The organism is Proteiniclasticum ruminis, from assembly GCF_900115135.1.
Taxonomy (GTDB): domain Bacteria; phylum Bacillota; class Clostridia; order Clostridiales; family Clostridiaceae; genus Proteiniclasticum; species Proteiniclasticum ruminis_A.
Window position 1 is genome coordinate 103,265 of record NZ_FOVK01000007.1, and the last position, 26,626, is coordinate 129,890.

The following is a 26,626-nucleotide window of genomic DNA, read 5'->3' on the forward strand; positions in this document are numbered from 1 at the left end:
GTGTATCCCCCTAGATAAACAGAAAAGCAAACGGAATCCAAAGAGCAAGGAGTAGGGCCCAGATGGTGGATACAATGGTTCCCGCTGTAAAGAGCTCTTTCATCTTATAGGATCCTTTGGTATAGGAAACCATGACCACAGGATCAAAAGGAATCAGGAGAACACAGCTGGCCATGGCTGCCACAATGAAGCTGATCATTCTGGGATCATATCCATAGGATGCTGAAAGAACCGCAAAGCTTGAAGCATAAAGAACCACAATGGCCGATGCAGTGGGTATGAGAAGATGTGTCCAGTTCACCAGCAGGGCAATGATTAGGAGAAAAACCGGGAGCACTGTATTGGTGAAATATGGCGATATGACCGTCACAAGAAAAGCAGTCACCCCTGTTTCCACTAGAGCAGCACCTACGGACAATATGGCGCTGCAGATGAGAATGGTATCCCATCCACATTCCCTAGAATATTCCTTCCACGTGAGCATATCCAAGCCCGGAAGAAAAAAGACCGTGAGTGTCAATACAGAAACCATCGTCACATTAAGCCTGGGGACCCAGGAGGTCATCACCCAGAGAACAAACGTTACAAGAAGAATCATCAGTGCATTTTTGTCATAGTTCGAGAGCTTCTCGTGATTGTGCATCTCCTTCAGGACTTTTTCCATGACTCCACCTTCCAAAGGCTTCACCTTAAAAAACAGAGTCAGAATAGGCACAGAGAGGAAAATAAGGACCAAGGCCAAAGGAATCCCCAGCAGCATCCATTCTGTAAATAAGACCTTCTGTCCCGTGGCTTCCTCCACCAAAGTAATGGCCAATACATTCAGTGAGCTTCCGGCGGGAGTCATCATCCCTCCAAAAACAGCGCCAAAAGGCACAGACATCATCATTGCTTTTCCCAAAGGGCTCTTTTCCATATCCTCTCCCATGGCGTGAAGCACTCTGGCAGCAAGTCCTGTCATTATGACGGCGCAGGGCACGTTGGAAACCACAGAGGAAATGAGCGCAGTGCCCAGCATAAAGGCACCCACCACATAAAGGGGTCGGCCCTGGGACTTTGCCAGGAGAAAAACTGCAAGCCTTTCTGGGATTGAGGATTTCAGTAAAACCATAGAGATGCCATAACAGGCCATGAGAAAAAGAAAGAGCGTGGTCATGGCATTTTTCAGGGACTGATCAAAAGTAACCACACCAAGAAGCGGAAGCAAAACCAAAAGAAGCGGCTCAACAATTCCAGCGGGGATGGGTTCTGTAATGAGCATCAGAAGAGCAGCGGCAAGGATGGCGAAACCTCGGACAGATGCCGTAGAAAGAGTACCTGCATCAGAAACAAGAAGCGCAGCAGCTATAATGAGAACAGTTCCAATGACTCCAACAACTCTTTTCTTTTCTGCTTTCATACAATCCCGCCTACTGTTTATTATTGGAATGGAAACATATTATATCTTGTAAGAAAATTTTACGTTTTATGTCGTTTGATGTCAAATATTTAACGATCAATAAACAATAGAAGATATTAATTTTAAATTAAAATAAAAATAGTTGTATTCATAAATTATTCAGTTGTGAATATTTATGATTCCTTAAAATCCATGACGTTTTTTTCTTGTAGCTATTCTATTCTCTTCAACTGTATAATAAATTATTAAACACTATAAAGGAGATCTGCCATGAAGGTAGTACTTCGCAAAGCAATCCTTTTTATCCTCTTAGGTTTTATGACTCTTCCGCTGTCATTCAATAATCCTGAGAGACCAGAGAAACTGATGGAATCAGATCCCGCGTACACTGAAGATATCTCCCCGGAGGATATCTTTTCTAGACACGTCTTGTCTGCTGAAGCCTCCAGGAGAACCTCTTCATCCTATGGAGAGTCTGAGTATCAGAAAATCAAAACCCGGTTTCTCCAAGCCGTAGCGGCCTATGAAGATACCGTATCCTTGGAGGAGTTTCATCTCACCAGCAGCCAAGCCTTCGAAATCTACTACAGGCTCTATAATGAGACACCTCATTTTTTCTATCTCAGCTACAGCACCTCAGCTCTGATCAGTGAGCACAATGAGGTGATTCAATTGAACCTGGATTACTATTATCCAAAGTCCATGATCCCGGCCATGGAGAAAGAACTGGCGGAAAAGATCACCCTGTTTCTTTCAGATCTTAAGGAAACCTGGACCGACTTCGAGAAAGCGCTCTATGTCTATGACAAGCTGATTCTGGAAACCAGTTATACCGCAGGCGAAAAGGACTCTCTTTATACTGTCTATGGTGTGTTTTTAGAAAACCAAGCAGTCTGCCAAGGGTATGCATCCGCATATACGCTCATCATGAGGGATTATCTCGGAATCGAGACCCACTACATCTATTCAAAAGAGATGAATCACGCCTGGAACCTGATCCATTTGAACGGACAGTACTATCATGTGGATGCCACCTGGGGAGATCCCCAGCCCGATGAGCCAGGCAGAGTGAATCACAGGTTCTTTCTTCTGAGTGATGACGCCATGAAAAACTTAGAGCCCGTTCATAAAAACTGGACCTCTCCTTTTCCAGCCACAGACACTAAGTATGATGAATCCTCATATAAAGCCATCCAAACAGGTTTGATTCCAACAGAACAGGAATGGATCGGAATCGATGGAGATGGCGCTCTACTCTACTATAATTTTGAGAGAGGTGTTTTCCGTTATGGAAATCGCCTGACCAGATTGTGGTCTCCGATAGCGGATGTGATGGGCCACTATGCCAAAAATTACAGCACACTCCTAAAAGCGCAGAACATCATCTATTTTCATGACCACGCCTCCATTTACTCCATGGATCCCCTCACAAATAAAACTATAAAGATCTTCACCAAGAGCCCACAGGATGGTTTCATCTACGGGATGTCAGCCAAGGGCTCTGATCTGACCTACTATCTGAAAAAGGAACTGGAGCAGGATGAGTACCTGTTGAAAACTCTCGATCTTAGGCCATTTTCTTTCACTACGGGTACTGAGAAGCGCTACTCTTTGAGGCTTCAGTGGATGGCAAGGTCTCTACTACCATACTAAGGGCCCTCTGACCTGTAAAAAAACGCCAGTGATCATTCACTGACGTTTTTTCTTTGGAGCTACTAGCCAGAATCGAACCGGCGACCTGCTGATTACGAATCAGAAACTTTACTTGTTATATCTTAGTATCACTTCTCGTAACCCATTAGGATATGTAACGGTAAATCCATATGGATTCATGAAACTTTCTCGCAGTGGATACTGTGACTGGAAGAAACGGAAGGAAGAAGGAAAAGATGTATACTGATGAGATCAAGGTAATCTATGATAAGAGCAATGGAACCTATGAGAGTGATCGTGTGTCAAGAATGTGATGCATCTGGACCTAAATCTTAAGGAGCAAAGGGAAATTATAAGAAAATTCTTTAAATTAAGCTTTTAGTAAGTCTTTGAAGTTACAATTATCTTATGAAATAAAATATAAAATGAATTTAGAACCTTAGAGTAGTTACCACTTGAATTGACATCTGTATTTGTTGGCTTAACATCAAATGAAGTCATGCATTTTTTTACAATGACACAAGCTGGATATAGAATGCTAACAACTATTGCTTAATAAGGAAAAGTAGTCCAGCTATGGAATAAAATCTATGTAAGTAGATTTATCTCCTAACGGTTTCTCGTTCCATAGACCCGTAATCCGCTCCAATATAGAAAAAAAAAGAAAGGTGTAGAGATGTTAGAGCTTAAAAATATAAGAAAATCCTATCGTACAAAAGATTTTGCCCAGAATGCCTTAAATAAAGTTTCCGTATCATTTAGAGAAAATGAGTTTGTTTCAATATTAGGAGCATCGGGGTCTGGTAAAACCACCATGTTAAATATTATTGGAGGACTTGACCGTTATGATGAAGGTGACTTAATCATTGAAGGCATTTCTACTAAGAAATATAAGTCTGCTGATTGGGATGCATATCGAAACAGTCGTGTCGGTTTTATTTTTCAAAGTTACAACCTCATACCCCATCAAACTGCTTTAGCAAACGTGGAGCTAGCCCTGACATTAAGTGGGGTATCGGCAAATGAGCGGAGAAAACGGGCCATTGAAGCATTGGAAGAAGTGGGTCTAGGCGACCATATCCACAAGAGACCGACACAGTTATCTGGTGGACAAATGCAAAGAGTGGCCATCGCACGAGCCTTGATCAATGACCCGGAAATCATACTAGCGGATGAACCCACAGGTGCACTTGATAGTACAACTGCTGACCAGGTGATGGACCTCTTAGTTGAAATTGCAAAAGATAGACTCATCATCATGGTTACCCATAACCCAGAGCTGGCAGATAAGTATACTAATCGTATTATCCAGCTTAAAGATGGAATAATCATCGGCGATACAAATCCTCATACAATTAAGACTAAGGATGCATCCTTAGTGGCTAAAGCCACAAAGACGAAAATGTCTTTTTTAACAGCGGTTTCACTTTCTGTTAGTAACTTGCTGACAAAAAATGGTCGAACAATTATCACAGCCATCGCAGGCTCCATCGGAATTCTTGGAATAGCTTCCATACTCGCTTTAGCCAGTGGCATCAATAATTATATTGATAGCGTTGAGGAAGAAACAATGAGCGCTTTCCCTCTAAGTATCGACTCTTCAGGGATTGATATCACAAGTTTTTTAGGTGGCGAAGAAAATGCTGACGAAAACACAACAGAAGGAACTTCTGAAACCATTCCAGAGCCTGCTGTAGATGGGCAAACCCAAGAAGTTGAAAGACCAGTAGATGAAGTTCCCATTTTAAATACGGTGACGTCACTTTTTTCCTTTCAAAATAAAAATGATTTAAGAAGCTTTAAAGAACATTTAGAAACGAATCAAAGCGAAATTGATCCCTACGTTAAAAACATTCAATACAAATATGGGATTACACCCCAAATTTATTTAGAGAATGAAGCTGATGCTGTTCGACAAGTAAATCCTGATACAGTTCTTTCTCAATTTAATTTTGGTAGTCCGGCTGGACTGGATTTAATCTCAGGGGCAGGTAGTTTTGGAAGGCAAAACTTTAACGAACTCCCTGGTGATATTTCACTATTTGAAGACCAATACGATGTCCTTGAAGGGAAATGGGCCACAGAAATCAATGAAATCGTGGTTGTCTTAACAGATAGCGGTTCACTCACTGATACAACCATGTACGCATTAGGTCTCAAAGATCGAGAAGATTTAAAAAATATGTTTGAGAATTTCGTAAATGACGAAAATATCGAAGTGGAAGAAGATAAGAAAGATAAAATTAATTTTCAGGAAATAATGGATGTGACCTTTAAATTAGTGAATCCAGCTGAAAAGTACACTTATGATGACAGTTTTGACCTTTGGGTTGATCGGTCAGAGGATAAGAAATATATGGATGCTGTGATTGAATCAGCCCTGGAGTTAGAGGTTGTTGGAATCGTAAGAGCTAATCCGGATACAAATAACCCTGTCCTCTCTTCAGGACTCCACTATTCTAGTGAACTAACTCAGTATTTAATTACAGAAGCTGCCCGCTATGATATCGTGCAGCAACAGATAGAAGACAAAGAATTAAATGTCTTTACTGGGAAACGTTTCGATGATGAACAAGAATTCGCTCCAAGTGAACTCTTCAACTTAGAAGATTTCATTACTGTGGATCAAGAAATGATTCAAAACGCCTTTAGCTTTGATCAGTCGGCACTTAATATTAACTTCTCCAATTTCAATATCAATGTGGATGCGTCGGACTTACCTGCTTTACAATTAGATGTGCTTGCTGAGAGTATTGCAACACAAGTTGATGTACCTGTAGAAGAGATCCAAGTCATTTTAGTGTCAGTACTCCAAGACTTTGTAGCGACTCAAAATGAGCAGCAAGTTACAGAACTCGAGGACTGGGTTGCTAACTTTGAAGTTTACATTGAAAGTGAAGAAGTACAAGCTCAGCTGATTCAAGACTTCGAAAAGATTAACAGCGATGCAAATATTACGCAAACCTTAATTGATATTGTACAGAATTACTTTACAACCTACATCAGTACCAGCTTCAATCAATTACTCGGTAAGGTGCAAGCTGATGTTACTAGACAGTTCCAAGCAGAAATTGGGAACTTAGCTGGTAATATTCAAAATGCTGTAAATTTTGATACCAACGCATTGACAGATGCTTTCCAATTTAACATTGAGGAAGATGAATTCTTTAATCTGATTAGTAGTTTTGGCCAACGTGAACAAATTAGCCAAAGTTCGAACTTAAATCTCCTAGGTTATCGTGATTTGGATGATCCTACTTCAATTAATTTATATCCAAAAGATTTTACCACCAAAGAAAGTGTTGTGAAATTCATCGAAGACTATAATACAGAAAAGATAAATGCAGGCGAAGTGGATAAAGTTGTTAATTATACTGACTTAATCTCTGCAATCTTATCCTCTGTGACAACGATTATTGATACGATTTCATATGCTCTCGTGGCCTTTGTTTCAATATCATTGGTGGTTTCATCAATTATGATTGGTGTAATTACTTATGTATCCGTACTGGAGCGAATCAAAGAAATTGGGATTTTGCGAGCAATTGGCGCAAGTAAAAAAGATATTCGACGGGTATTTAATGCCGAGACGTTAATCATTGGTTTTGTTGCTGGGACTTTTGGGATATTAGTCACTTATGGAATCAGCATTATTGCAAATATTATCGTCTATAATCAATTTAATATTCCAAACATCGCAAATTTAGAACCTACAGCAGTAGGCGTTTTAATTGGCATTAGCATGTTCTTAGCCTATGTTTCAGGTTTAATTCCTTCTTCATCTGCTGCCAATAAAGATCCAGTAGAAGCTTTGAGAAGTGAATAATTACACACTGAAATACTAACCGAAAAAACCTATACTCTAATTTTAAGGTGCTAAAAAGAAACCGTCACAAAACTAGATCTAGTTTTGTGACGGCTCCTTTTGCTTGATTATTGATATTCATAGGTTTACAAAAACTCAAAAATATGAGCGCCAGTCCAGTAGCGTTGTTTTATGGGCATGACAACTAAGCCTTACCCATTACTGTTGGAAAGAGAAAATCCTCTTCCTTCAATCCAAAATCACAAATATATTTCTTAAGTAACTTACTAAGAGGATTCGTTAACGGTATGAACTGGGCATCTCTATTCTTTGTATGATTTAACATGATGATATTCTTTTCAAAATAAACATTATTTACTTTTATATTTCTTACTGTTGATAGTCTATTACCTGTTTCTAACATGTAGTTTACAACAACCCATATCTTATATTCGCCATCATAGCATGTTTTAAAGTTCAGTTTCTTCAGTAATTTTTTTATTTCACTTTCTGTATAAATGCTTCCAACAGCACAATCTTCTTTAGGTAATTTGAACCTAAAATACTCTATATATCCTTGCTCTTCCTCCATCGCAAAATATAGCAACGCTTTCACAGCCCTTTGATACGAGTTAATACTTGCTTGATTCTTCATGTTCTCCTGCAAGTAAAGCATGTAATCAAAATCGTATGTTTACCAATTTCGCTAACATCTTTAATACCTTCACTATCAAGCCACAACTTAAAATTCTTTGTATTCTTATTATAACTAGTTATTGTAGCCTTTCTTACTTTCCTGATTATTCTGGAACTTATAACTCATTATATAGCTCCTCAATGCTAATAACTCCTCTGGCGTTTCTACTGCAAATCTTCTTCATTAAAACATCACTCCTTAATATTTTAAATCAGCTGATTTACTTTTTTTCCTAATAAAAAAAGCAATGACTTGAATCATCAAAATCATTGCAATTACTAGTTTGGAGCTACTAGCCGGAATCGAACCGGCGACCTGCTGATTACGAATCAGCTGCTCTACCGACTGAGCCATAGTAGCAAACCCGTATCATCGATACCTATATATCTTAAGGGATTCAGAAAAATTTTGCAATGGTCTGAAGAAAAAAGCATGCTGTAAACCAGATGAACCGGATCGCAGCATGCTCTTCTTCTAATCTAACTCAATTTCCATAAGATTCAGCCTGTCCATGAGTTCCTTCGTTTCCATCATTGAAACCGCATCATGAACATAGGTCTTGAAGGTGCGGATGCCTTCTCTTTCCTTCATTCTTTCTTCTGCCATCTCAGAGGCTACGCCCATGACAGCGCACCCAACCGTGGCACTTAAGAAATAGTCCTCTGTGAGACCTGAATAGGTCGCCATGATGGCCGCAACAGAAGATCCCGCTCCGCAGATTTTCTTCAGTTTGGCATCTCCATTGGATACTTTGGCCATTCTCTTTCCATCGGTGATGATATCTGTTTTTCCTGTCATCACCACCACTGTACCCAGCTTCTCTGCAAGCTCGATGCAGTACTTCTCGGCTCCATCTTCATCCTCAAAAGAATCGATGCCCTTGTTTTTTGTGTCGTATCCTAGAATAAACTTGATTTCACCAAGGTTTCCTTTGAGAATATCCACCTTTACCTCTTTCAGAAGATGCTCGATGGCATACTTTCTGAAGGAAGAAGCAGTGATGGCTGCAGGGTCCAGAATCACTGGCACATGGACTCTATTGGCAGTTTTTCCTGTCAAAGTCATAATGTCCAGATACTCCCTGTTGATGGTGCCAAAGTTCATGACCACCGCTTGGGACTTAGAATATTCCACCATTTCATGAGCTTCCGAGATTTCATCCGTCAGCACCGGTGAACCTCCGGAATGAATACACATATCCACCAAATCCAGTACGGTCACATAATTGGTCAGAAAACAGACCAGAGGATATTTCTCCTCGAATTTCTGTGCGTAGAGCTTCTCTACATGATTTCTCAGATTCATTTAAAACTCCTTATACCGCAATCTCTTCCGCTGCAACATCTACAATATTCGCTCTTTCTCTTACAGCCTCATTGCTGAGAATGGAAAGAGTATCCAGAAGATGATGCTTGTAGGTATAGTATCCTTCGCCTTTTTCTACCATGGTATCTGCAATCTCACCAGCAATCCCCATGATGATGACACCAGTCATGGCGCTGTAGAAGTAATCCTTCGTAACACCGCTGAAAGTGCCCACAAGAGCGCCGATGGTGCATCCGGTTCCGATGACCTTAGGAAGGTTCTTGGAGCCGTTCTTGATACGTACAACCCTTGTGCCGTCGCTGATGACATCTTCAATGCCAGTCATGGCAACCACACAGTTGTATTTTTTCGCCAGAGCAACCACATACTTTTCCGCTTCGCTTTCATCCTCATTGGAGTCTACGCCCTTGGAAGTGGTCTCCACGCCAAGGCATGCCTTCACTTCTGCAAGATTTCCTTTGATGACAGAAATCTTCAGCTCCTCCAGCATTCTTCTGATGGATGCGGAACGGAATGGCGTTGCACCCGCTGCAACAGGATCCAGAATGATTGGAATATCAAGCTCTGTAGCCTTCTTTCCAGCCTCGATCATAGCATTGACCTGTTTGTTGGTTACGGTTCCGATGTTGAATACCAAAGCATCTACCTTCGCATACTCCACCACCTCAGCCGCATCGATAGGATCATCTGTCATGACAGGAGTTCCTCCGAAATAAGATGTGATACTGGTCAGCTCATTGGCAGTCACATAATTAATAAGAAAGTCCACCAGGGGGTTCTTTTTCTTTGCTTCATCCATTAGATGAATGATCTGATCTATATGGCTCATTTTCATTTCCTCCGAAATTTTCATTTTTCATAGTGCAACCTCTGCACGAGAGCACATTATATAGAACCTCCCTCCTGAAAATCAATCTCGTCTCAAAAAAATCACAGAGTTTTTAAACTAACTTCATCACTTTCTCTCCATATTTGTTTTTTATAGCGTCTTCGAGAAACACTTCTCCTTGTTTTTATGGAAACCGCCTGAACCTCAACCCAAAAAAGATCTCCTCAATTATTTCCATAATAGAAACACCAGCCCTGAATCATTGATAAAATATGAAATCCCTCTCATTGGTTAATTATTTAACATAATTAGCAGTAAAACCTGTAGAAAAATCAATTTATACGCAAATAATCCTCTTCATGAATTGGTTCCTATTTGCTGAATATTTCAGCGTTATTACTATATTTATTAAAATGAAACCGTTTAATTTTATTTTTATCATAATATTGATATTATTTTAACATAATTATAAGGAATTCCATTGACGGTACTGTTTTCTGGTGGTATTCTTATATTGTCAATAATTTAACAAAGGATGTGGATGTAATGACACCAATCACCACCGTAGAAGAACTCCAGATTGCCATGGAGGATCTCAGAAAGCAGCAGCAAAGCTACGCAACCTACACCCAGGAACAAGTGGATGAGATTTTCAGACAGGCTGCGCTGGCCGCCAACAATCATAGAATCCCCCTGGCCAAAATGGCTGTAGAAGAAACCGGTATGGGCATAGTAGAAGATAAGGTAATCAAGAATCACTTTGCCTCTGAATATATTTATAACCAGTACAGAAACGATAAAACCTGCGGCATCATCGAAGAGGATCTTTCCTTTGGTATCCAGAAAGTGGCTGAACCCATTGGCGTGGTCGCTGCCGTTATCCCAACAACGAATCCTACTTCAACCACCATTTTCAAAGCTCTTTTGGCGTTAAAAACAAGGAATGCCATCATCTTCTCCCCACATCCTAGAGCTAAGAACTCCACCATCGCGGCAGCAAAGGTCATTCTTGATGCTGCAGTGAAAGCTGGTGCTCCCGAAGGCATCATCCGATGGATTGATGCTCCGTCTCTGGCCATGACACAGACTGTCATGTCCTCTTCTGATATCATTCTTGCCACAGGAGGTCCTGGCATGGTGAAAGCAGCTTACTCTTCAGGTAAGCCTGCCATCGGCGTAGGTGCTGGAAACACACCTGCCATCATCGATGAGACTGCTCACATCAAAATGGCCGTAAGCTCCATCCTTCTTTCCAAGACCTTTGATAACGGAGTCATCTGTGCTTCCGAACAGTCCATCATTGTTGTGGACGATGTGTATGATGAAGTGAAGAAGGAACTTACAGACCGTGGTGCCTATCTTTTGAGCTCTGAAGAAACCGAGGCAGTGAGAAAAATCATTCTTAAAAATGGTGCTCTCAATGCCGATATCGTAGGCCAGAGCGCTTATAAAATTGCTGCTCTTGCAGGTCTTGATATCCCTGAAAACAGCAAGGTGCTCATCGGTGAAGTGGAAGAAATCACAGAGGAAGAACCTTTCGCTCACGAAAAACTGTCTCCTGTCCTTGGTATGTACCGTGCGTCCACCTTCGAGGATGCTCTTGACCAGGCAGATGCTCTAGTGAAGCTGGGTGGGTTTGGACACACCTCGGTGCTCTACACCGATCAGATCCGTTCCAAGGATCGTATGGATGCTTTTGGAAGACGCATGAAAACCGGAAGAACCATCATCAATATGCCTTCCTCCCAGGGAGCCATCGGAGACATTTACAATTTCAGACTTGCACCTTCTCTAACGCTGGGATGCGGAAGCTGGGGCGGAAACTCTGTCAGTGAGAATGTCGGAGTAAAGCACCTTCTGAATATCAAAACCGTCGCTGAGAGGAGAGAGAATATGCTGTGGTTCAGAGTTCCCCAAAAAATCTATTTTAAATATGGTGCCTTGGAGGTAGCTCTTCGGGAACTAGGTGAACAGAAAAAGAAGAAGGCCTATATCGTAACAGATAAAGTTCTCTACAACCTAGGGTACTGCAATCAGATGATAAAAGTGCTGGAGGAACAAGGGGTTGATTTCAAGATCTTCATGGACGTAGAACCAGATCCAACCTTAAGAACCGCTAGAAAAGGCGCTGAAGAAATGCTCAGCTATCAGCCTGACGTCATCATCGCACTAGGTGGAGGCTCTCCCATGGATGCAGCCAAAATCATGTGGACCCTATATGAGCATCCAGAAGTGCGGTTTGAAGATCTTGCCATGAGATTCATGGACATCAGAAAGAGAATCTATCCATTCCCTAAGCTGGGTGAGAAGGCCACTTTCATTGCAGTGCCTACCACTTCCGGTACGGGTTCTGAGGTGACTCCATTTGCAGTCATCACCGATGAAGTCACAGGGATCAAGTATCCTTTAGCAGATTATGAACTGACGCCGCACATGGCCATCATTGACACAGAGCTTATGATGAACATCCCTAAAGGACTCACAGCCGCTTCCGGGTTTGATGCTCTGGTTCATGCCATAGAAGCCTATGTTTCAGTGCTGGCGTCTGAGTATACCAACGGTCTTGCTTTAGAAGCCATCCGTTTGATCTTCAAGTATCTGCCTCTATGCTATACAGAAGGACAAACCAATGAAAAGGCACGTGAGAAGATGGCTCATGCTTCCACCATGGCTGGTATGGCTTTTGCCAACGCATTCCTTGGGGTATGTCATTCCATGGCCCATAAGCTGGGAGCTTTCCATCATATTCCTCATGGACTTGCCAACGCGCTGCTCATCAACGAGGTGGTTAAGTTTAATGCAGAGGAAAGCCCAACCAAAATGGCTGCCTTCCCTCAGTACAAGTATCCAAATATCACCTACCGTTATGCAAGAATTGCCGATTATCTTCAGTTAGGTGGAACCACGGATGAGGAAAAAGTGGAGCTTCTCCTGAATGCATTAGACAATCTGAAAGATCAGCTGGAAATGCCAAAAAACATTGAATCCATGGGAATATCTGAAAGCAAATTCTTGGAGTCCTTGGATGAAATGTCACACCTGGCCTTTGACGATCAGTGTACTGGTGCAAATCCAAGATACCCTCTTATTTCTGAGATCAAGGAAATGTATCTGAATGCATTTCACGGAAAGTAATAGCGTATAAAATAAAGGTGCCGTCACAAAACTAGATAGAGTTTTGTGACGGCTTTTTGCTTGATTATTGATATTCATAGGTTTACAAAAACTCAAAAACATACACACTATTCCAGTGGGTTTGTTAATTAGTCTATCCAAGCTGCAGAGATGGCACTGGCCAAAGCTACTTTTTTATACTCAATCATATCTGTTTGGTTGTGTAGAATCTTCTGATGCAGTTTGTTCATATTCAGCCCTAATGCTGCTAGGGTCACATTCCCGATGATGTCTGTTTCTTCCTGTCATGATCTCTCACGAGTTCTTCTCCTGCTTTACAGTAGTACAGTGTCGTGGATACGGAGAACTGTTAAAAAAAACCAAAAAGAAAATCCTTGAAAGCTTTGTGCCTCAAGGATTTTCTTTTTCTCTAAATATCATATGGCGGAGAGAGTGGGATTCGAACCCACGGTACCCGCAAAGGTACGCCGGTTTTCAAGACCGGTGCCTTAAACCAACTCGACCATCTCTCCACGATCTAGCGACATTAGTTATTATAGCAATTATAGATTTGAGTGTCAATGAAAAAATGAGCGGCTGCGTTAAGAAAAACACAGCCTCTCAGACTTCATTTACTTGATGAGCTCTTCACCCTTAAGATAAGGTCTTAGGGATTCTGGAATGGTCACAGTTCCATCCTCATTCTGGAAGTTCTCAAGGATTGCCGCCATGGTTCTACCAATGGCAACACCTGAGCCATTCAGTGTATGCACAAACTGAGGCTTGTCTTTTGCAGTTTCCTTGTACTTGATATTGATTCTTCTGGACTGGAAATCTTCAAAATTAGAACAGCTGGAGATTTCTACATACCTGTTGTAGCTTGGCATCCAGACCTCGATATCATACTTTAGTGCTGCAGTGAATCCTAAATCACCTTTGCAGATTCTTACCACTCTATAAGGCAGACCTAATCCCTGAAGCACTCTTTCTGCGTCTTCCACAAGCTTATTCAGCTCTTCATAGGAATCTTCTGGCTTTGTGAACTTCACAAGCTCCACCTTATTGAACTGATGCTGACGGATGAGGCCTCTCGTGTCTCTACCAGCAGAACCTGCTTCTGCTCTGAAACAGGCAGAGTATGCCACATGCTTTATTGGGAGCTCTTCTCCTGAGAAGGTCTCATTGCGGTACATATTGGTCACAGGAACTTCTGCCGTCGGAATCAGGAAGTAGTCATTTTCTGTAAGCTTAAAGGCATCTTCCTCAAACTTCGGCAGCTGGCCAGTACCTGTCATGGACTGTCTGTTGACCATAAATGGAGGCATCACCTCTTCATAGCCATGATCTGTATGGGTATCCAGGAAGTAGTTGATGATGGCTCTTTCCAGTCTTGATCCATAGCCTTTCAGGAAAGTGAATCTTGAACCGGTGATCTTTCCAGCTCTTTCGAAATCCAGAATATTGAGGTTTGTTCCCAGGTCCCAGTGTGCTTTAGCCTCAAAGCTGAAACTTCTGGGCTCTCCCCACTTTCTGATTTCGATATTGTCTTCATCGGTGTCTCCATCTGGCACTTGGCTGTTTGGAATATTAGGCAGACGCAGCATAATGAACTCAATGGCCTCATCAATTTCACGCACTCTGTTATCCAGGTTCTTGATGGTTTCTCCAAGCTCCTTCATTTCTGCCATGATCTCGGTGACATCTTCTCCAGCTTTCTTCTTTTTAGGGATTTCCGCTGATACCTGGTTTTTTCTAGCCTTTGCTGTTTCCACTTCCACCAGGGTTTCTCTTCTTTCCTCATCCAGGGAAACAACTTTGTCTATATCGGAGAGATCAAGGCTCTCTCCTCTATTGCTCATGAGCTTCTTGATTTCTTCAGGATTTTCTCGGATTCTCTTAATATCCAGCATAACAATTCCTCCATTTTTTAATTTTTTATAATAAAAAAGAGCCAGATCAATTCCCAAGGGACGATCTGACTCGTGGTGCCACCCTACTTCAATAAAGCGATGCGCTTTATCCTTCAAAAAGATAACGGTCTTCTCCGTACTGCATTACCAGTCCCTCCAAGGTGGATTCCAAAAATGCCCCCTGCAGATTTGCACATGACCATCTGCTCTCTAAAAAGTGACATTACTGTACTAGCCTTATCAACGGTTTAATTCAATTCATTATATCCCTTCCCCTGGAAAAGGTCAACTCTCAATGGTTTTCGTCACAATGATGTTGACTCCCGTGTTGAGGATATTGCTGCAGATGATGTCTCCACGCTCCAAGGGAACGCCCACATAGATTCTTGAAAGAACCTTCGACACCTCAATAAAGATGTCCCGCTCCATGGGCTGGTCGCTCTTCACAGGAACCATATGATGTGTCTTGGACCCTTTAATCCTGATGATGCTTGTGTAATACTCTTTTTTCATGGTGTTCTCCTTCTAGCGGCCATCAAATTCCTTGATTCTGGCAAAGACCACTTGAGAATTTTTCTTGTCGTTCATGATCTCCAATGGGCTCTTGTGAAGTTCTCTGGCCAAGATCCCGATGATCTTTGTCAAGCAGTAAGAACCTTGGCATCTGCCAAAAACAATGCCTGTTCTTCTCCTTACTCCTTCCACGGTTCTTGCCCCCATGGGTCTTCGGATGGAGTCGACAATCTCTCCCTCCGTGACATTGGAGCAGAGACAGATCATTTTCCCATATTTCGGATCGATGGAGATGATCTCATTTCTTTCTTCATCCTCCATCTCTCGGAATCGGTAGTATTTTCTTCGCTTGCTTTCATAGTCACTGTTGGGCTTTGCTTTAAAATGCTTCAGAACCATATGGAGCGCATCCTCGGTAATGGCTGACAGGACATTGTCCACCGCATAGTTTTTTGCCTGGATATGGATATATCCCTCTGCCTCAAATTCCTGGTCAATCTGGATCGGTTCTGTCCAGTTGCGGCTTTCATTGATGATGTCTACTCTCTCGGGAGGAAACGGTCCAATGACACTCTCCACTTCTTTCTTCATCTGGGAGAACTCTTTGGATGTGCTTGTTTTAAGGCTTGCCAGAAGCTTGTTGGTGGATGTGGGGACTAGACTGATGACTTCTCCATTTGCCTTGTACTCTTTGATGATATGCTTGATCTCATTTTGGAAATCTTTTTCCACCAGCATATGTTCAATGATATCATGGGGTCCCACCATCTCTTCATCCTTTTTGATGGAGTAATGGTCTCCAAAGGTGGTTCTTATAACAACTCTAGCTGTGTACTTGTTTTTATTGGTGGTCACCTTGATGCCACCCCTGGGCTGGTTATGGATATCAAGGACCTCCTCTTCCAGACGGAAGCTCACCCCATTGTCATAAGCAATCTCCGCCATGGCCGTGGCATAGTCATAGGGCGAGATTACTCCTGTATTCATGGAGTAGATGACATTTCTGTCCTCTTCCTTGATGTGGTGATTCATTTTTGAAGCTTCTTTACCCGTCAAAAGTGAAATCCCCTGAATCCCCCTTTTAACTGCACGGTCGTAGATCCTCACCGCTTCCTCTTCAGAGGGATAGATGGTGAAAGAAGGCACTTTTTCATAAAACACATCCAGCTCCTCCGACAGCGCGTCGAGTTTCTGATTGCTTCTTCGGATCAGCTGATAGATATGGTCCTCTTCAATATCTTTTCCGTCAAGAATCAAAGAGGAGTTGAAAAGAGCCACATCTTCCGCAATATCAAAGTTCTTTTCGATGAGTCCGATGTTGAGATTGTATTTGCACAGCTCATAGGCCATGGCACAACCCACCAGTCCTCCTCCAAGAATAATTACATCATAATCCATATGATTTCTCCCCTTACATATCAGTTCAGCATTTCTTCCAGGACTTTCTGGAGCTCTTCCATAAGCCGACCATATTCTGCCCAGTTTCCAGCTCTCTGGGCTGTGATTGCCTCTGTAAAGAGGTCATTGGCCCTTCTGGCTAATGTCTCATCCACTGGCCCCTCTGGGCCTTCTGAAGGCTCTTCCAGATTCATGCTGAAGAGTTTTCCAATGGCATTATTAAAGGTATCTGAAATGACAATCTGATCGTCATTGGATACGATAAATCTCTTCACTTCTGGTATAGAATTCTCCCCTTCAGCCACGAGATAGATGGGCACCACATAGAGAAGACTGTCCTCAATGGGCGTTATGACCATATCTCCAAACTCCACCTTTGAACCCCCGCTGTCAAGAAGGGACAGCTCCTTAGAGATCTCCGGATCCTGATTGAGCTTGTTTCTGAAAAGATATGGACTGGATACAGTCTTTTGTGGTGGGAACTTGTACTCCACCAACTGGCCATAGTGGTCTTTCTCCATACGCACATTGACGATGGCCACCATGTTTTCCTTGCCCTTTACTGTATAGTACTCCGTGAACACCAGCTCCAGATCATCCTCATCTCCGAAGGAGGTAAAGAGAGAATAGGGATCCTGCTGAACTTTTTCCTGAGAATTGGATGAAGTCACAGCAGATTTCTGCCAGATGTCTTCTCCATTGTAGAAGATGCCAGGGTCTGTCACATGATACTCTTCCAGTACTGTGGTCTGAATGGCAAAGAGATCCTCTGGATATTTGATGTGATCTCTCAGCACCTCGGGCATTTCATCGAGATTCTTAAAGAGGTCTCCAAAAATCTTATTGTAGGTGATGGCAATGGGATCATTCTCATCGGACAGATAGAAGTTGACTTCTCCAGTATAGGCATTGATGGTTACTTTCACAGAATTTCTGATGTAGTTGATGCCTCCATAGGTTCTGGCATTGGGATATCTGTCTGTGGTGGTATACCCATCCATCATCCAGTAGACCTGATCGTCCGCAAGAACTATGTAGGGATCTTCATCATAGTGTAGAAACGGCGCAATGGTTCTTACGCGGTCTACGATATTTCTTTTTCTAACAATTTTCGAATTGCCGTCGATAAGTGAAGAAATCAGGATCTTCGGTTCTTTTTCCTCTATGGCGTATAGAATCCTGTTCAGGAAACTGAGCTCGATGCCAGCACTTCCAGTATAGCGGTAGGTTTCATTCTCTCCGCCTCTTGGATGGTCAAATTCGTCGGTTCTAGCTCCTGTAATGATATAATCTGAAACCATCTCACCAAAGTAAATTCTTGGATTCTCCACGGAAATGTCCGTGAGATTTGTGGTTGGGATATCCTTCATGAGAAAATCAGGCTGTCCCTGGGAAGTCACGGTGCTGGAATCCGATAGAACCACGCCGTAACCATGGGTATAAAAGAGATGGATATTCTGCCAGGTGGCTGGGGAGATGACGCTGCGGTCGATCTCTCTCGGAGCCAGAAACACCTGCTTCTTTTCTCCATTGATCATATACCGGTCCACATCCACGTCATTGAAATCATAGTAAGAACGGATGACCTGTGCCTGCTTGATGAAATCCAACGTATGCCTGTAGGAGTTCACCTTGATGCTGTCTACCACATTTCTGTTTTCTGTCACTTCCTGAGGCGTAATATTCTGGTTTGCTTCAAACTGCCTGATTTCCACATCCTGAATTCCAAAAGCCTGCCTAGTCATATTGATGTTGTTGAGAATATAAGGTCTTTCCCGCTCCAGCTGATTTGGATTGACAATGAGGCCTTCTACGCCTACATAGGCAACCACTCTTAGAATGCTTAGTCCAAAAATCAGCAGGATTGAATACCCGATGAGACTGATCTTTCGCTTCTGAACTGCATAAGCTACCACAAGAGCTGATACCGCGGAAATGACTGCCATGATCCTTAAGATCGGCACATTCACATTTATATCTGTATAGCCAGGTCCATACACCACTCCAGACTCATTGAACATCACCAGGAAAGAATCCAGATAATAACTCACAGCAAGAAGCAGCATATAGAGAGAAATGAGCATGGCAAGGGCTTTTCCAGCAAACTGGATGAAGCCATTTTTCAGTACATGAAGAATCCCTCGGAGATTTCTAAAATTCATTCTATTGAATGAACTTTTGGCTGCTATGATGAGATAAATAATCACCGTAAGAAGGATCAGCAAAACCACCACAGAAAGAGCCATGGAAACCAAAAACTGGTATAACGGCATTCTAAAAACATAGAATGAAATGTCTTTCCCAAAGACAGGATCCACGGCATTAAAATCCACGCCGTTGATGAACTGAAGAATCAGATACCAGTTGTCCTTGGCCAGTCCATAGGAAACAATACCGAAAAAAACAGCAACAGCGATGTACACAAATCGGTTTCTTATTTTAATCTGCTCTGTGGTCTTCGGCGGATAAGAAACCTGATCATATTTTTTGGCAATGCTTTTATAGTAAAAGATTGAAACAAGATAAAAAACCAAGAAAATGGGTATGGTGAGCCCTGCTACAGAAAAGGCCCTGGTCAGATAGGTCCTCGTATAACCCACCTCTCCAAACCACTGAAGCGTAGCGATGAGATGCGTAGAGTTAAAAAGTAGAATGAAGAAAAGCAGGAGAAAGCCTAGAACCAAATAAAGATTCTTCTTTCCCTTGAACACATTTTTAAAACGAAAATTAAAGTTTGGTTTGATGTCGATTTTCATAGCTTTTCCTCCATATAATGTTCTTAAGTTCTAATTGCAGTCATCTGCCTCTTTTAGAAGTTTGTGTATCCTTATAAACTCAGGATCTTTCTTGTAGGTTTTTTTAAGAGTTTCAGTGGTTTCGTGATGTGTTCTTATGAGCTGCTCCTCCATGCTGTCTTTCTGAAATATTCCTCGAGAAAGTAGAAGGTCTGCACCCCGCTCTGCATGATGAAGATAGGACATCATAAAAGGCCTATCCTGTATAAATGATACACCGGTAAGTCCCGCTTTATGTACAAGCACCGCCACACTCTTCTCTATGAGATTAAGGGGTCTTTCTACTTTTCCGATGTCATGCAGAAGCACTGCTTTTATGTGGTCCTCTGAAGCTTTCCCATTGACAATTTTCAGGAAGGTTTTTGTCACCAGCTCACTGTGGATCTGTTCTGATTTTTTCAGTGTTCTAAAAAGCTTCTGTTCTCTCTCCGTGAGTATACTCTTTACAAACTCTTCATCTGACTTCATAAAGATATAGAGGATATTTTTAAAAAACTGAACCACTCTTTTTCGCATACATACTCCATATACCAGCTTCGAATAAGAATTACTATACCTTACACTAATATTATAAGCTAAAAATCCGCATAAAAACCTTAAGTTCAGAGAATATTCATGAGGTTCCCTTCTCAAAAAGTCCCTAAGAAACAGCACTTGGGGTATAATAAAAGAAAAAGCTATGATTCTACATTTCGGAGGTGCTTTATGAAAGTCTTTAAGAAACAAATTCCAGTGAAAACAAAAAGCAGACAGCAGTTTTATGAAATCACAGATGAAGTCCGAAAAGCCGCTGAGGAATCGGGTATTAAGGAAGGCATCCTTACGGTATTCTCTCCTCACACCACGGCTGGACTCTGCATCAATGAAAATGCGGACAAAGATGTGCTGACGGATCTCATTTACGGTCTGGATAAAGCCTTTCCAGATGATGCAAAATTCAAGCATATGGAAGGAAACTCCCATGCCCATCTTAAATCTATCAATCTAGGCTCCAGCCTCAGTCTGATTGTCAGTGATGGTATAATTGAAATGGGAATCTGGCAGGGAATCTTCTTCTGTGAGTTTGATGGCCCCCGGGACCGTACCGTGAAGCTGCATATCATGGGAGAATAGGAATCTACTAAAAAATGAATATAAGAAAAAAGTCCGAATATGAGTTCATCACATTCGGACTTTTTAATGGTGGAGATAAAGAGACTCGAACTCTTGACCCCCTGCGTGCAAGGCAGGTGCTCTCCCAGCTGAGCTATACCCCCGTAAATGGTGGACCTTCAGGGACTCGAACCCCGGGCCGACCGGTTATGAGCCGGTTGCTCTAACCAACTGAGCTAAAGATCCAATAACTGGCGACAACCTACTTTCCCACAGGGCTTCCCCTGCAGTATCATGGGCTCCATTAGGCTTAACCGTCGTGTTCGGAATGGGAACGGGTGTAGCCCTAACAGATATAGACACCAGATTTACGTAAATTACGGCAAGCCGTAAATTTACTATACAAAACGTTTTGACAATCCTTAGCCTCAACGTATTGATTTCCAAAAATTTAGCACAATTTTTGAGAACAATCATTATTATAAGTCTTAGTCTAAGGACTGTCAATAGATTTTTTGATAATACTTCCAAAGATTTTCCGCATAATTCCAGACATAATGAAAACCCTTCAAAGCCAATAGATATGAGGGTTCACCCTTAAGGAGTCCCTAAAAATTCAATGCTCCGCTCAAGAATTCCATTCATCTGGGCGATGAGGATTCCGTAGTTTGTTACCGGTACTTCAACGGATTCAGCAGATGCAATTCTGCTTTTCATTTCTCTTTCAGAAAGCATACATCCCCCACAATGAACGACCAGATCGCAAGGCTTTGCATAGAGATCAAACTCCTGCCCATTGGTATGATGAAACTCAAACTCTTTACCTGTATAAGCCTGAATCCACTTTGGAAGCTTCACTGTTCCAATATCATCACACTGCTTATGATGGCTGCAGCCTTCTGAAATGAGGATTCTGCTGCCCTCTTGCAAATCCTTCAGCACCCTTGCTCCAGCCACTGCTTTTTGAAGATCTCCCTTGTATCTTGCCATAAGGATAGAAAAGCTTGTCAGTGCCACATCCCTTGGCACCATTTCTTTCACTTCCTGAAATGCCTGACTGTCAGTAATGACAAGCCGAATATGAGACTGAAAAATCCGCATGGTCTCTTCCAGTTCTTCTACCTGAACCACCATGATTTTTCCGTGATGGTCCAGAATTTCTCTTAGCACCATCTGCTGTGGAAGGATGAGCCTTCCTTTTGGCGCAGCGGAGTCTACAGGGACCACCAGAACCACAAGATCCTTCGGCTGAAGAAAGTCTCGAATGATATATTTCTCCTGCTTTTTCAAAGAAAGCTTTTTACCAATGGCCTCTTTCAGCGCATAGATACTGCTTTCATCATAGATGCTGACAGGTATGAATGTTTCGTACGTCTGAAGGGTTTCTGTGAGAAGATCTTTTTTATTCATCACCTTGAGAAACGGTACGTTCTTATTCTCTAGGTGCTTTATGAGCTCTTTCAGTTTCAAATCATCTTCTTCTCCTGGCTGATAGATGACTAGAGCACAGTCGGTTTTTTCAAGGATTCTATAGGTTTGCTTTATCCGTTCTTTTCCAAGAATACTTTCATCATCAAGACCTGGAGTATCCATGAGCACCACTGGCCCCAGTGGAAGAAGCTCCATGGATTTCAGTACTGGATCTGTCGTGGTGCCTTTTTCTTCAGATACCACCGCTAGGTTCTGGCCTGTGATGGCATTCATAAGGCTTGACTTGCCTGCATTGGTCTTTCCAAAAAGACCGATATGGATTCTTTCGCCTCTAGGTGTTTCGTGTAATCCCATAACTCATTTCTCCTAAAATCTGAAGTCCCGTTTTCCTTCATTAATATCCAAAAGGTTCTGTGCAGCACGTTCCTTCACTCTTGGATTGGTGACTTTTTCCAGCTCTTTTGCAATCATTTTTTCACCTAATGCCCTTGTTTCCTCACTGGCATAATCCATGAGATATTCTTTCAGAGTGATCAGTGCGTTCGGATGGCAGCAGTTGATGATCTGTCCGCTCTTCAAAAGCATCATGAATCGGTCTCCTGTTCTTCCTTCCCTGTAGCAGGCCGTACAGAAACTTGGCACATGACCCATTTCCATAAGCCAGTGGACAATCTCATCCAGAGACCTTTTGTCGCTTACATCAAACTGTTCCGATTTATGGTCTTCCAGCTCCAGTTTGTCATATCCACCCACACTGGTCCTGGAACCACCACTGATTTGTGATACACCAAGCTTCAGCACCTTTTCTCTGCATGCCTGGCTTTCTCTTGTTGAGATGATCATTCCTGTATAAGGAACTGCAATACGGATACAGGCAACGATTTTCGCAAAGGTCTCATCATCAATGCCATTACTGAAAGACTCCGCATCGATGTCATCCGCATGCCGGATCCTTGGCACACTGATGGTATGAGGCCCTACGCCATAAGCAGCCTCCAGATGCTCTGCATGCATGAGAAGGCCTGTAAGCTCGTATCTGTAGCGTTCCAGACCAAAGAGGACCCCAATCCCTACATCATCAATTCCTCCCTCCATGGCCCGGTCCATGGCTTCTGTATGATAGGTATAGTTGTGTTTGGGGCCAGTGGGATGGAGCATTTCATAGCTTTCCTTATGATAGGTCTCCTGGAAGAGAATATACGTACCTATCCCTGCTTCATGGAGCTTTCTATAGTTTTCCACACTGGTGGCCGCAATATTGACGTTCACTCTTCTGATGGCACCATTCTTGTGCTTCACATCATAAATGGTTTTAATGCTCTCAAGAACATATTCGATGGGACTGTTGATGGGGTCTTCGCCAGTCTCCAGTGCCAGTCTCTTATGCCCCATATCCTGAAGAGCCATGACCTCCCGCCGGATCTCCTCCTGGGTGAGTTTTTTTCTGGCAATATGTTTGTTTTGGAGGTGATACGGACAGTACACACATCCATTGACACAGTAGTTGGAAAGATAAAGTGGTGCGAACATGACAATCCTGTTTCCGTAAAATCTTTCCTTGATTTCTTCCGCCAGCTTGTAGATTTTCTCATTGAGATCTTCAAATTTGCAGTCTAGAAGCACCGCAGCTTCTCTATGGGATAGACCGTTGCCCAGCCTTGCTTTTTCTATTATGGATTCAATCAGTGCTCTATTTTCCCTGTTTTCTTCTGCATAGGATAAGGTTTTTAGGATTTCATCGTGACTGATGAACTCCTCTGCTTTTTTCGATTTCACATCATACATGTTCCTTGCACATCCTTCATATTCATTTTTCTGTATTCCTTCACTAATTCCTTATCTTTGCCCTTCTGGAGTCCCCTCTATGAACCACCACCTGGAATCCAAGACTGTCCATGGACTTTTCCAAAAGTGAAAGACTTTCTGCTGCTTCACATCCGGTAAAAGCCTTATTGTCATATAGAAGGTACTTCTTTCTCACATCTGTGGGGGATAGATTGGGCATTACGACATTGGCCCCTGCCTCCATGCCAAACTCCCTTCCTCTAGGGTGAATGGTTCCAAGAGAAGTCGTTGATGGTATCAGTGCATCTGGCATCATCAGGCGGATGATGGACAAGAGCATCAGTGTAAGGTCCAGGGAACCATGCTCAAAGTCTTTGAACACTGATTCATGATGGGGCACAAAAGGTCCTATTCCTACCATTTCTGGATTCAGTTCTTTTAAGAATAAAAGATCTTTCACCAATGTGCTGCTGTCTTGAAAAGGAGAACCCACCATAAATCCTGTACCTACCTGATAGCCGATCTCTTTGAGATCCCATAAATGCTTCATTCTCACCCGCAGGTGTTCTCCCTTTGGATGAAGCTTTCCATAATGCTCTTCATCTGCAGTTTCATGCCGAAGGAGATACCGGTCCGCACCAGCATCATAGAGCTTCTTATAGCTTTCTTTCGATCTCTCCCCTAGAGAAAGCGTAATGGCACAATCGGGATAGGTTTTTCGGATGGATGATACAATCTCCGTCATGACCTCATCTGAATAGTAGGGATCTTCTCCCCCTTGTATCACAAAGGTTCTAAAGCCTAGTTCATGGCCTGTTCTGCAGCAGGATAAGACTTCTTCTTTTGTGAGTCTGTACCGCTCTGCATTTTTGTTTTCCCTGCGGATTCCGCAGTAGAGACAGTCGCAAACGCAGTAGCTTGTGAGCTCTATAAGCCCACGTATATAGACTTCATTGCCAAAAACCTTTTCCCGGACCTTTCTTGCCCGATTCATAGCATAGGAGAGGTCCTCTTTAGTAAAAGTATCCAGAAGAATCCGAAGATCTGTTTCTGAAAGTATCAGATTGTTTTCTAGTTTTATCAGCCGTTCCAGGTTGTTCATCTATTTTTCCCTCTTGCTCTTGGCATAAATGGTTTTCGTGGATACGCCATCAAGCATTCCGAGTTTTCCAGATAAGGTGCTGATGATGTCCATAGGAGCATCCACCGCCACAGAAATGATATTCATAGACTTTTCTTTATACGGAATCCCCATCCTGCCGATGATGTACTCTCCATACTCATGTAGTATCTGGTTCATTCTTTCTGCAGAATCGTATTTTTCTACTACAATACCTATGAGTGCTACTCTTTCTTCCATAATTCCCTCCATAAAAAAATGCGCCAAAAAGGCGCAGAACTTCCATTCATTCTTTCACACGCCTTCTCCTTCAGTACGTAACTTCAGGGTCAGTACAGGGTTTCAAATTACGGTTCGAAAGAAGAACTTTTCTCGTTTCTCACCAATTTCATCATATCATACTTATTGTTAAAAATATATCATTTGGACGCGTATGAAACTTCTATTTATTTCTATTTACCCCATCCATTTCAACAATAGATAGAAGTGTTTTTTGATAAATAATTATCAAAAAACTACTCTTTGCTTCTTCTCACCGGAATCCAGATCTCATTCCGCCTAAAAAGTCCTGGGATGAAAGGGGGATTATAGTATGCCACACGAGTCTCTCCAGAAACTTCATACCCTTTCTTGCTGATCCACTCCTTCAATCGAGTCTCCTGTTCTTTCTCGACTTTCCCGGAGGATACACCAGAAAAGGTGATGGCTGCATAATACCCCTCCTCGATCTTTTCTATAGAAAGTCTCTTGTCCTTTGGCAGAGGAATATCATGAAGATGTTCTTTCGGAAGGACAAAGGCCATGGTGTAGACCTCTTCTTCTTTTTTCTCGATCACTGGAACTGTCATGCTGATCTTGGCCTCTTTTTCATTATTCTTAGAAATATACCGGAATAATGTCTGAAATCCTCCAGAATTCATCGGATCTTCATTTTCCTTATACTTCACCACATAATACTCCTGATATTCTCGAATCTCGAAGGCTCCTTCTTTCTCTTTTACTCTATATTCCGGACTTTCATATCTTCCCATTTTTTTACCTCTTTTCCTCTTTTTTATGAGTTTTTCCTTGATAAATATAATCAATAATCTTTCATTTTTCCTTCATCGGAGCTCTTTCTAATGCTATAATTATACTATATAAAATCTGGAGGTAGAGTGTTATGGATAACTACAATGTTGTACTAGACTTTTTCAAAAACGCTGCTGAGCCTGTAAATGCAGGTAAAGTTGTAGAAGGTACAGGTGTTGACCGTAAAGAAGTCGACAAGATCATGAAGAAGCTGAAAGAAGAATCCGTCATCGTCTCACCAAAGAGATGCTACTGGGAATTCAAGAAATAATTTTTAAAGGATCACCCTGCAGTTCCTGCTGCGCGGTGGTTCTTTTTTCTTATTCTACTCTTTTTTCAGACAACAAAAAAGCCCTAAGCTTACGCTTAGAGCAGTGTAACTGGCGACGACCTACTTTCCCACAGGGCTTCCCCTGCAGTATCATGGGCTCCTTGAGGCTTAACCGTCGTGTTCGGAATGGGAACGGGTGTAACCCTCAGAGATATAGACACCAGATATGTAGTTTTAGAAAGATCTGCATCTTTCAAAACTGCATACAGAGACTGTAAAGAATTTAAGTTGTTCTTTTTTTTGATTAAGCCCTCGATCTATTAGTATGAGTAAGCTGAATACATTACTGCACTTACACCTCTCACCTATCAACCTCGTGTTCTTCAAGGGATCTTACTGACTTACGTCATGGGAAAT

General features: G+C 42.2%; 19 protein-coding genes, 4 tRNA genes, 3 rRNA genes and 1 other annotated feature. Of the genes, 5 read left to right on the forward strand and 21 right to left on the reverse strand.

Going from position 1 to position 26,626, the window contains the following annotated elements; genetic code table 11:
• Positions 1-10: 10 nt before the first annotated feature.
• Positions 11-1,399 (reverse strand): SLC13 family permease, encoded by a 1,389-nt coding sequence (locus tag BM243_RS10695; RefSeq protein ID WP_074912365.1) that lies wholly within the window; start codon positions 1,397-1,399, stop codon positions 11-13.
• A 270-nt stretch (positions 1,400-1,669) separates the two neighbouring features.
• Here BM243_RS10695 and BM243_RS10700 point away from each other — a divergent pair, with 270 nt between their 5' ends.
• Positions 1,670-3,052 carry a transglutaminase domain-containing protein gene (locus BM243_RS10700; RefSeq protein WP_074912366.1) on the forward strand — a complete coding sequence of 461 codons (1,383 nt, stop codon included), beginning with the start codon at positions 1,670-1,672 and terminating at the stop codon, positions 3,050-3,052.
• 676 nt (positions 3,053-3,728) lie between these two features.
• Positions 3,729-6,878 (forward strand): ABC transporter ATP-binding protein/permease, encoded by a 3,150-nt coding sequence (locus BM243_RS10710; protein WP_074912367.1) that lies wholly within the window; start codon positions 3,729-3,731, stop codon positions 6,876-6,878.
• Between the two features lie 184 nt (positions 6,879-7,062).
• Here BM243_RS10710 and BM243_RS10715 read toward each other — a convergent pair whose 3' ends face one another.
• The 4 genes from BM243_RS10715 to thiM (BM243_RS10730) form a co-directional block, all read right to left on the reverse strand.
• Positions 7,063-7,512 carry a tyrosine-type recombinase/integrase gene (locus BM243_RS10715; protein WP_074912368.1) on the reverse strand — a complete coding sequence of 150 codons (450 nt, stop codon included), beginning with the start codon at positions 7,510-7,512 and terminating at the stop codon, positions 7,063-7,065.
• A gap of 326 nt (positions 7,513-7,838) precedes the next feature.
• Positions 7,839-7,914 (reverse strand) — tRNA-Thr (locus BM243_RS10720).
• A gap of 114 nt (positions 7,915-8,028) precedes the next feature.
• The gene (gene thiM, locus BM243_RS10725; protein ID WP_074912369.1) at positions 8,029-8,859 is read right to left on the reverse strand and encodes a hydroxyethylthiazole kinase; all 831 of its coding nucleotides are present in this window, start codon (positions 8,857-8,859) and stop codon (positions 8,029-8,031) included.
• A 10-nt stretch (positions 8,860-8,869) separates the two neighbouring features.
• Positions 8,870-9,709, reverse strand: a complete 840-nt coding sequence (thiM, locus tag BM243_RS10730) for a hydroxyethylthiazole kinase (protein WP_177213511.1) — start codon at positions 9,707-9,709, stop codon at positions 8,870-8,872.
• A 546-nt stretch (positions 9,710-10,255) separates the two neighbouring features.
• On the opposite strand from thiM (BM243_RS10730), the gene adhE reads away from it, so the two are divergent.
• Complete coding sequence (gene adhE, locus BM243_RS10735; RefSeq protein WP_074912370.1) at positions 10,256-12,844, forward strand: bifunctional acetaldehyde-CoA/alcohol dehydrogenase; 2,589 nt, start codon at positions 10,256-10,258, stop codon at positions 12,842-12,844.
• Between the two features lie 421 nt (positions 12,845-13,265).
• Here the strand turns inward: adhE and BM243_RS10740 are convergent.
• From BM243_RS10740 to BM243_RS10765, 6 genes are all read right to left on the reverse strand, one after another.
• Positions 13,266-13,356 (reverse strand) — tRNA-Ser (locus BM243_RS10740).
• Positions 13,357-13,455: 99 nt separating this feature from the next.
• Positions 13,456-14,733: a serine--tRNA ligase gene (serS, locus tag BM243_RS10745; protein ID WP_074912371.1), complete on the reverse strand. Its 1,278-nt coding sequence runs from the start codon at positions 14,731-14,733 to the stop codon at positions 13,456-13,458.
• 53 nt (positions 14,734-14,786) lie between these two features.
• Positions 14,787-14,986 (reverse strand) — a binding site (T-box leader).
• A gap of 32 nt (positions 14,987-15,018) precedes the next feature.
• The gene (locus tag BM243_RS10750; RefSeq protein WP_074912372.1) at positions 15,019-15,246 is read right to left on the reverse strand and encodes a DUF1667 domain-containing protein; all 228 of its coding nucleotides are present in this window, start codon (positions 15,244-15,246) and stop codon (positions 15,019-15,021) included.
• Between the two features lie 12 nt (positions 15,247-15,258).
• Complete coding sequence (locus BM243_RS10755; RefSeq protein ID WP_074912373.1) at positions 15,259-16,644, reverse strand: FAD-dependent oxidoreductase; 1,386 nt, start codon at positions 16,642-16,644, stop codon at positions 15,259-15,261.
• A 20-nt stretch (positions 16,645-16,664) separates the two neighbouring features.
• A complete protein-coding gene (locus BM243_RS10760) occupies positions 16,665-19,400 on the reverse strand; it encodes a UPF0182 family protein (protein ID WP_074912374.1) in 2,736 nt (911 codons plus the stop codon).
• A gap of 30 nt (positions 19,401-19,430) precedes the next feature.
• Entirely contained in the window at positions 19,431-19,955 is a 525-nt protein-coding gene (locus BM243_RS10765) for a hypothetical protein (RefSeq protein ID WP_074912375.1), read from the reverse strand.
• 189 nt (positions 19,956-20,144) lie between these two features.
• Here BM243_RS10765 and BM243_RS10770 point away from each other — a divergent pair, with 189 nt between their 5' ends.
• Positions 20,145-20,552: a secondary thiamine-phosphate synthase enzyme YjbQ gene (locus tag BM243_RS10770; protein ID WP_074912376.1), complete on the forward strand. Its 408-nt coding sequence runs from the start codon at positions 20,145-20,147 to the stop codon at positions 20,550-20,552.
• A 67-nt stretch (positions 20,553-20,619) separates the two neighbouring features.
• Here BM243_RS10770 and BM243_RS10775 read toward each other — a convergent pair.
• The 8 genes from BM243_RS10775 to BM243_RS10810 all read right to left on the reverse strand — a co-directional run bounded on the left by BM243_RS10775 (position 20,620) and on the right by BM243_RS10810 (position 25,898).
• Positions 20,620-20,695: transfer RNA gene (locus BM243_RS10775), tRNA-Ala, on the reverse strand.
• 5 nt (positions 20,696-20,700) lie between these two features.
• Positions 20,701-20,777 (reverse strand) — tRNA-Ile (locus BM243_RS10780).
• A gap of 3 nt (positions 20,778-20,780) precedes the next feature.
• Positions 20,781-20,898: ribosomal RNA gene (rrf, locus tag BM243_RS10785) — 5S ribosomal RNA — on the reverse strand.
• A 230-nt stretch (positions 20,899-21,128) separates the two neighbouring features.
• Positions 21,129-22,316, reverse strand: coding sequence for a [FeFe] hydrogenase H-cluster maturation GTPase HydF (gene hydF, locus BM243_RS10790; protein ID WP_074912377.1), 1,188 nt, complete (start codon positions 22,314-22,316; stop codon positions 21,129-21,131).
• A gap of 12 nt (positions 22,317-22,328) precedes the next feature.
• Positions 22,329-23,747, reverse strand: coding sequence for a [FeFe] hydrogenase H-cluster radical SAM maturase HydG (gene hydG, locus BM243_RS10795; RefSeq protein WP_074912378.1), 1,419 nt, complete (start codon positions 23,745-23,747; stop codon positions 22,329-22,331).
• Between the two features lie 43 nt (positions 23,748-23,790).
• Positions 23,791-24,849 carry a [FeFe] hydrogenase H-cluster radical SAM maturase HydE gene (hydE, locus tag BM243_RS10800; RefSeq protein WP_074912379.1) on the reverse strand — a complete coding sequence of 353 codons (1,059 nt, stop codon included), beginning with the start codon at positions 24,847-24,849 and terminating at the stop codon, positions 23,791-23,793.
• Positions 24,850-25,107 carry a TM1266 family iron-only hydrogenase system putative regulator gene (locus tag BM243_RS10805; RefSeq protein WP_074912380.1) on the reverse strand — a complete coding sequence of 86 codons (258 nt, stop codon included), beginning with the start codon at positions 25,105-25,107 and terminating at the stop codon, positions 24,850-24,852. It abuts the gene before it with no gap.
• A gap of 275 nt (positions 25,108-25,382) precedes the next feature.
• Positions 25,383-25,898 (reverse strand): SOUL family heme-binding protein, encoded by a 516-nt coding sequence (locus BM243_RS10810; protein WP_074912381.1) that lies wholly within the window; start codon positions 25,896-25,898, stop codon positions 25,383-25,385.
• Positions 25,899-26,029: 131 nt separating this feature from the next.
• Here BM243_RS10810 and BM243_RS10815 point away from each other — a divergent pair, with 131 nt between their 5' ends.
• Positions 26,030-26,209 (forward strand): MarR family transcriptional regulator, encoded by a 180-nt coding sequence (locus BM243_RS10815; RefSeq protein ID WP_074912382.1) that lies wholly within the window; start codon positions 26,030-26,032, stop codon positions 26,207-26,209.
• Positions 26,210-26,316: 107 nt separating this feature from the next.
• Here BM243_RS10815 and rrf (BM243_RS10820) read toward each other — a convergent pair.
• Together rrf (BM243_RS10820) and BM243_RS10825 are read right to left on the reverse strand one after the other, a co-directional pair.
• Positions 26,317-26,434 (reverse strand): 5S ribosomal RNA (gene rrf, locus BM243_RS10820).
• 75 nt (positions 26,435-26,509) lie between these two features.
• Positions 26,510-26,626, reverse strand: a 23S ribosomal RNA gene (locus tag BM243_RS10825); the annotation flags it as partial.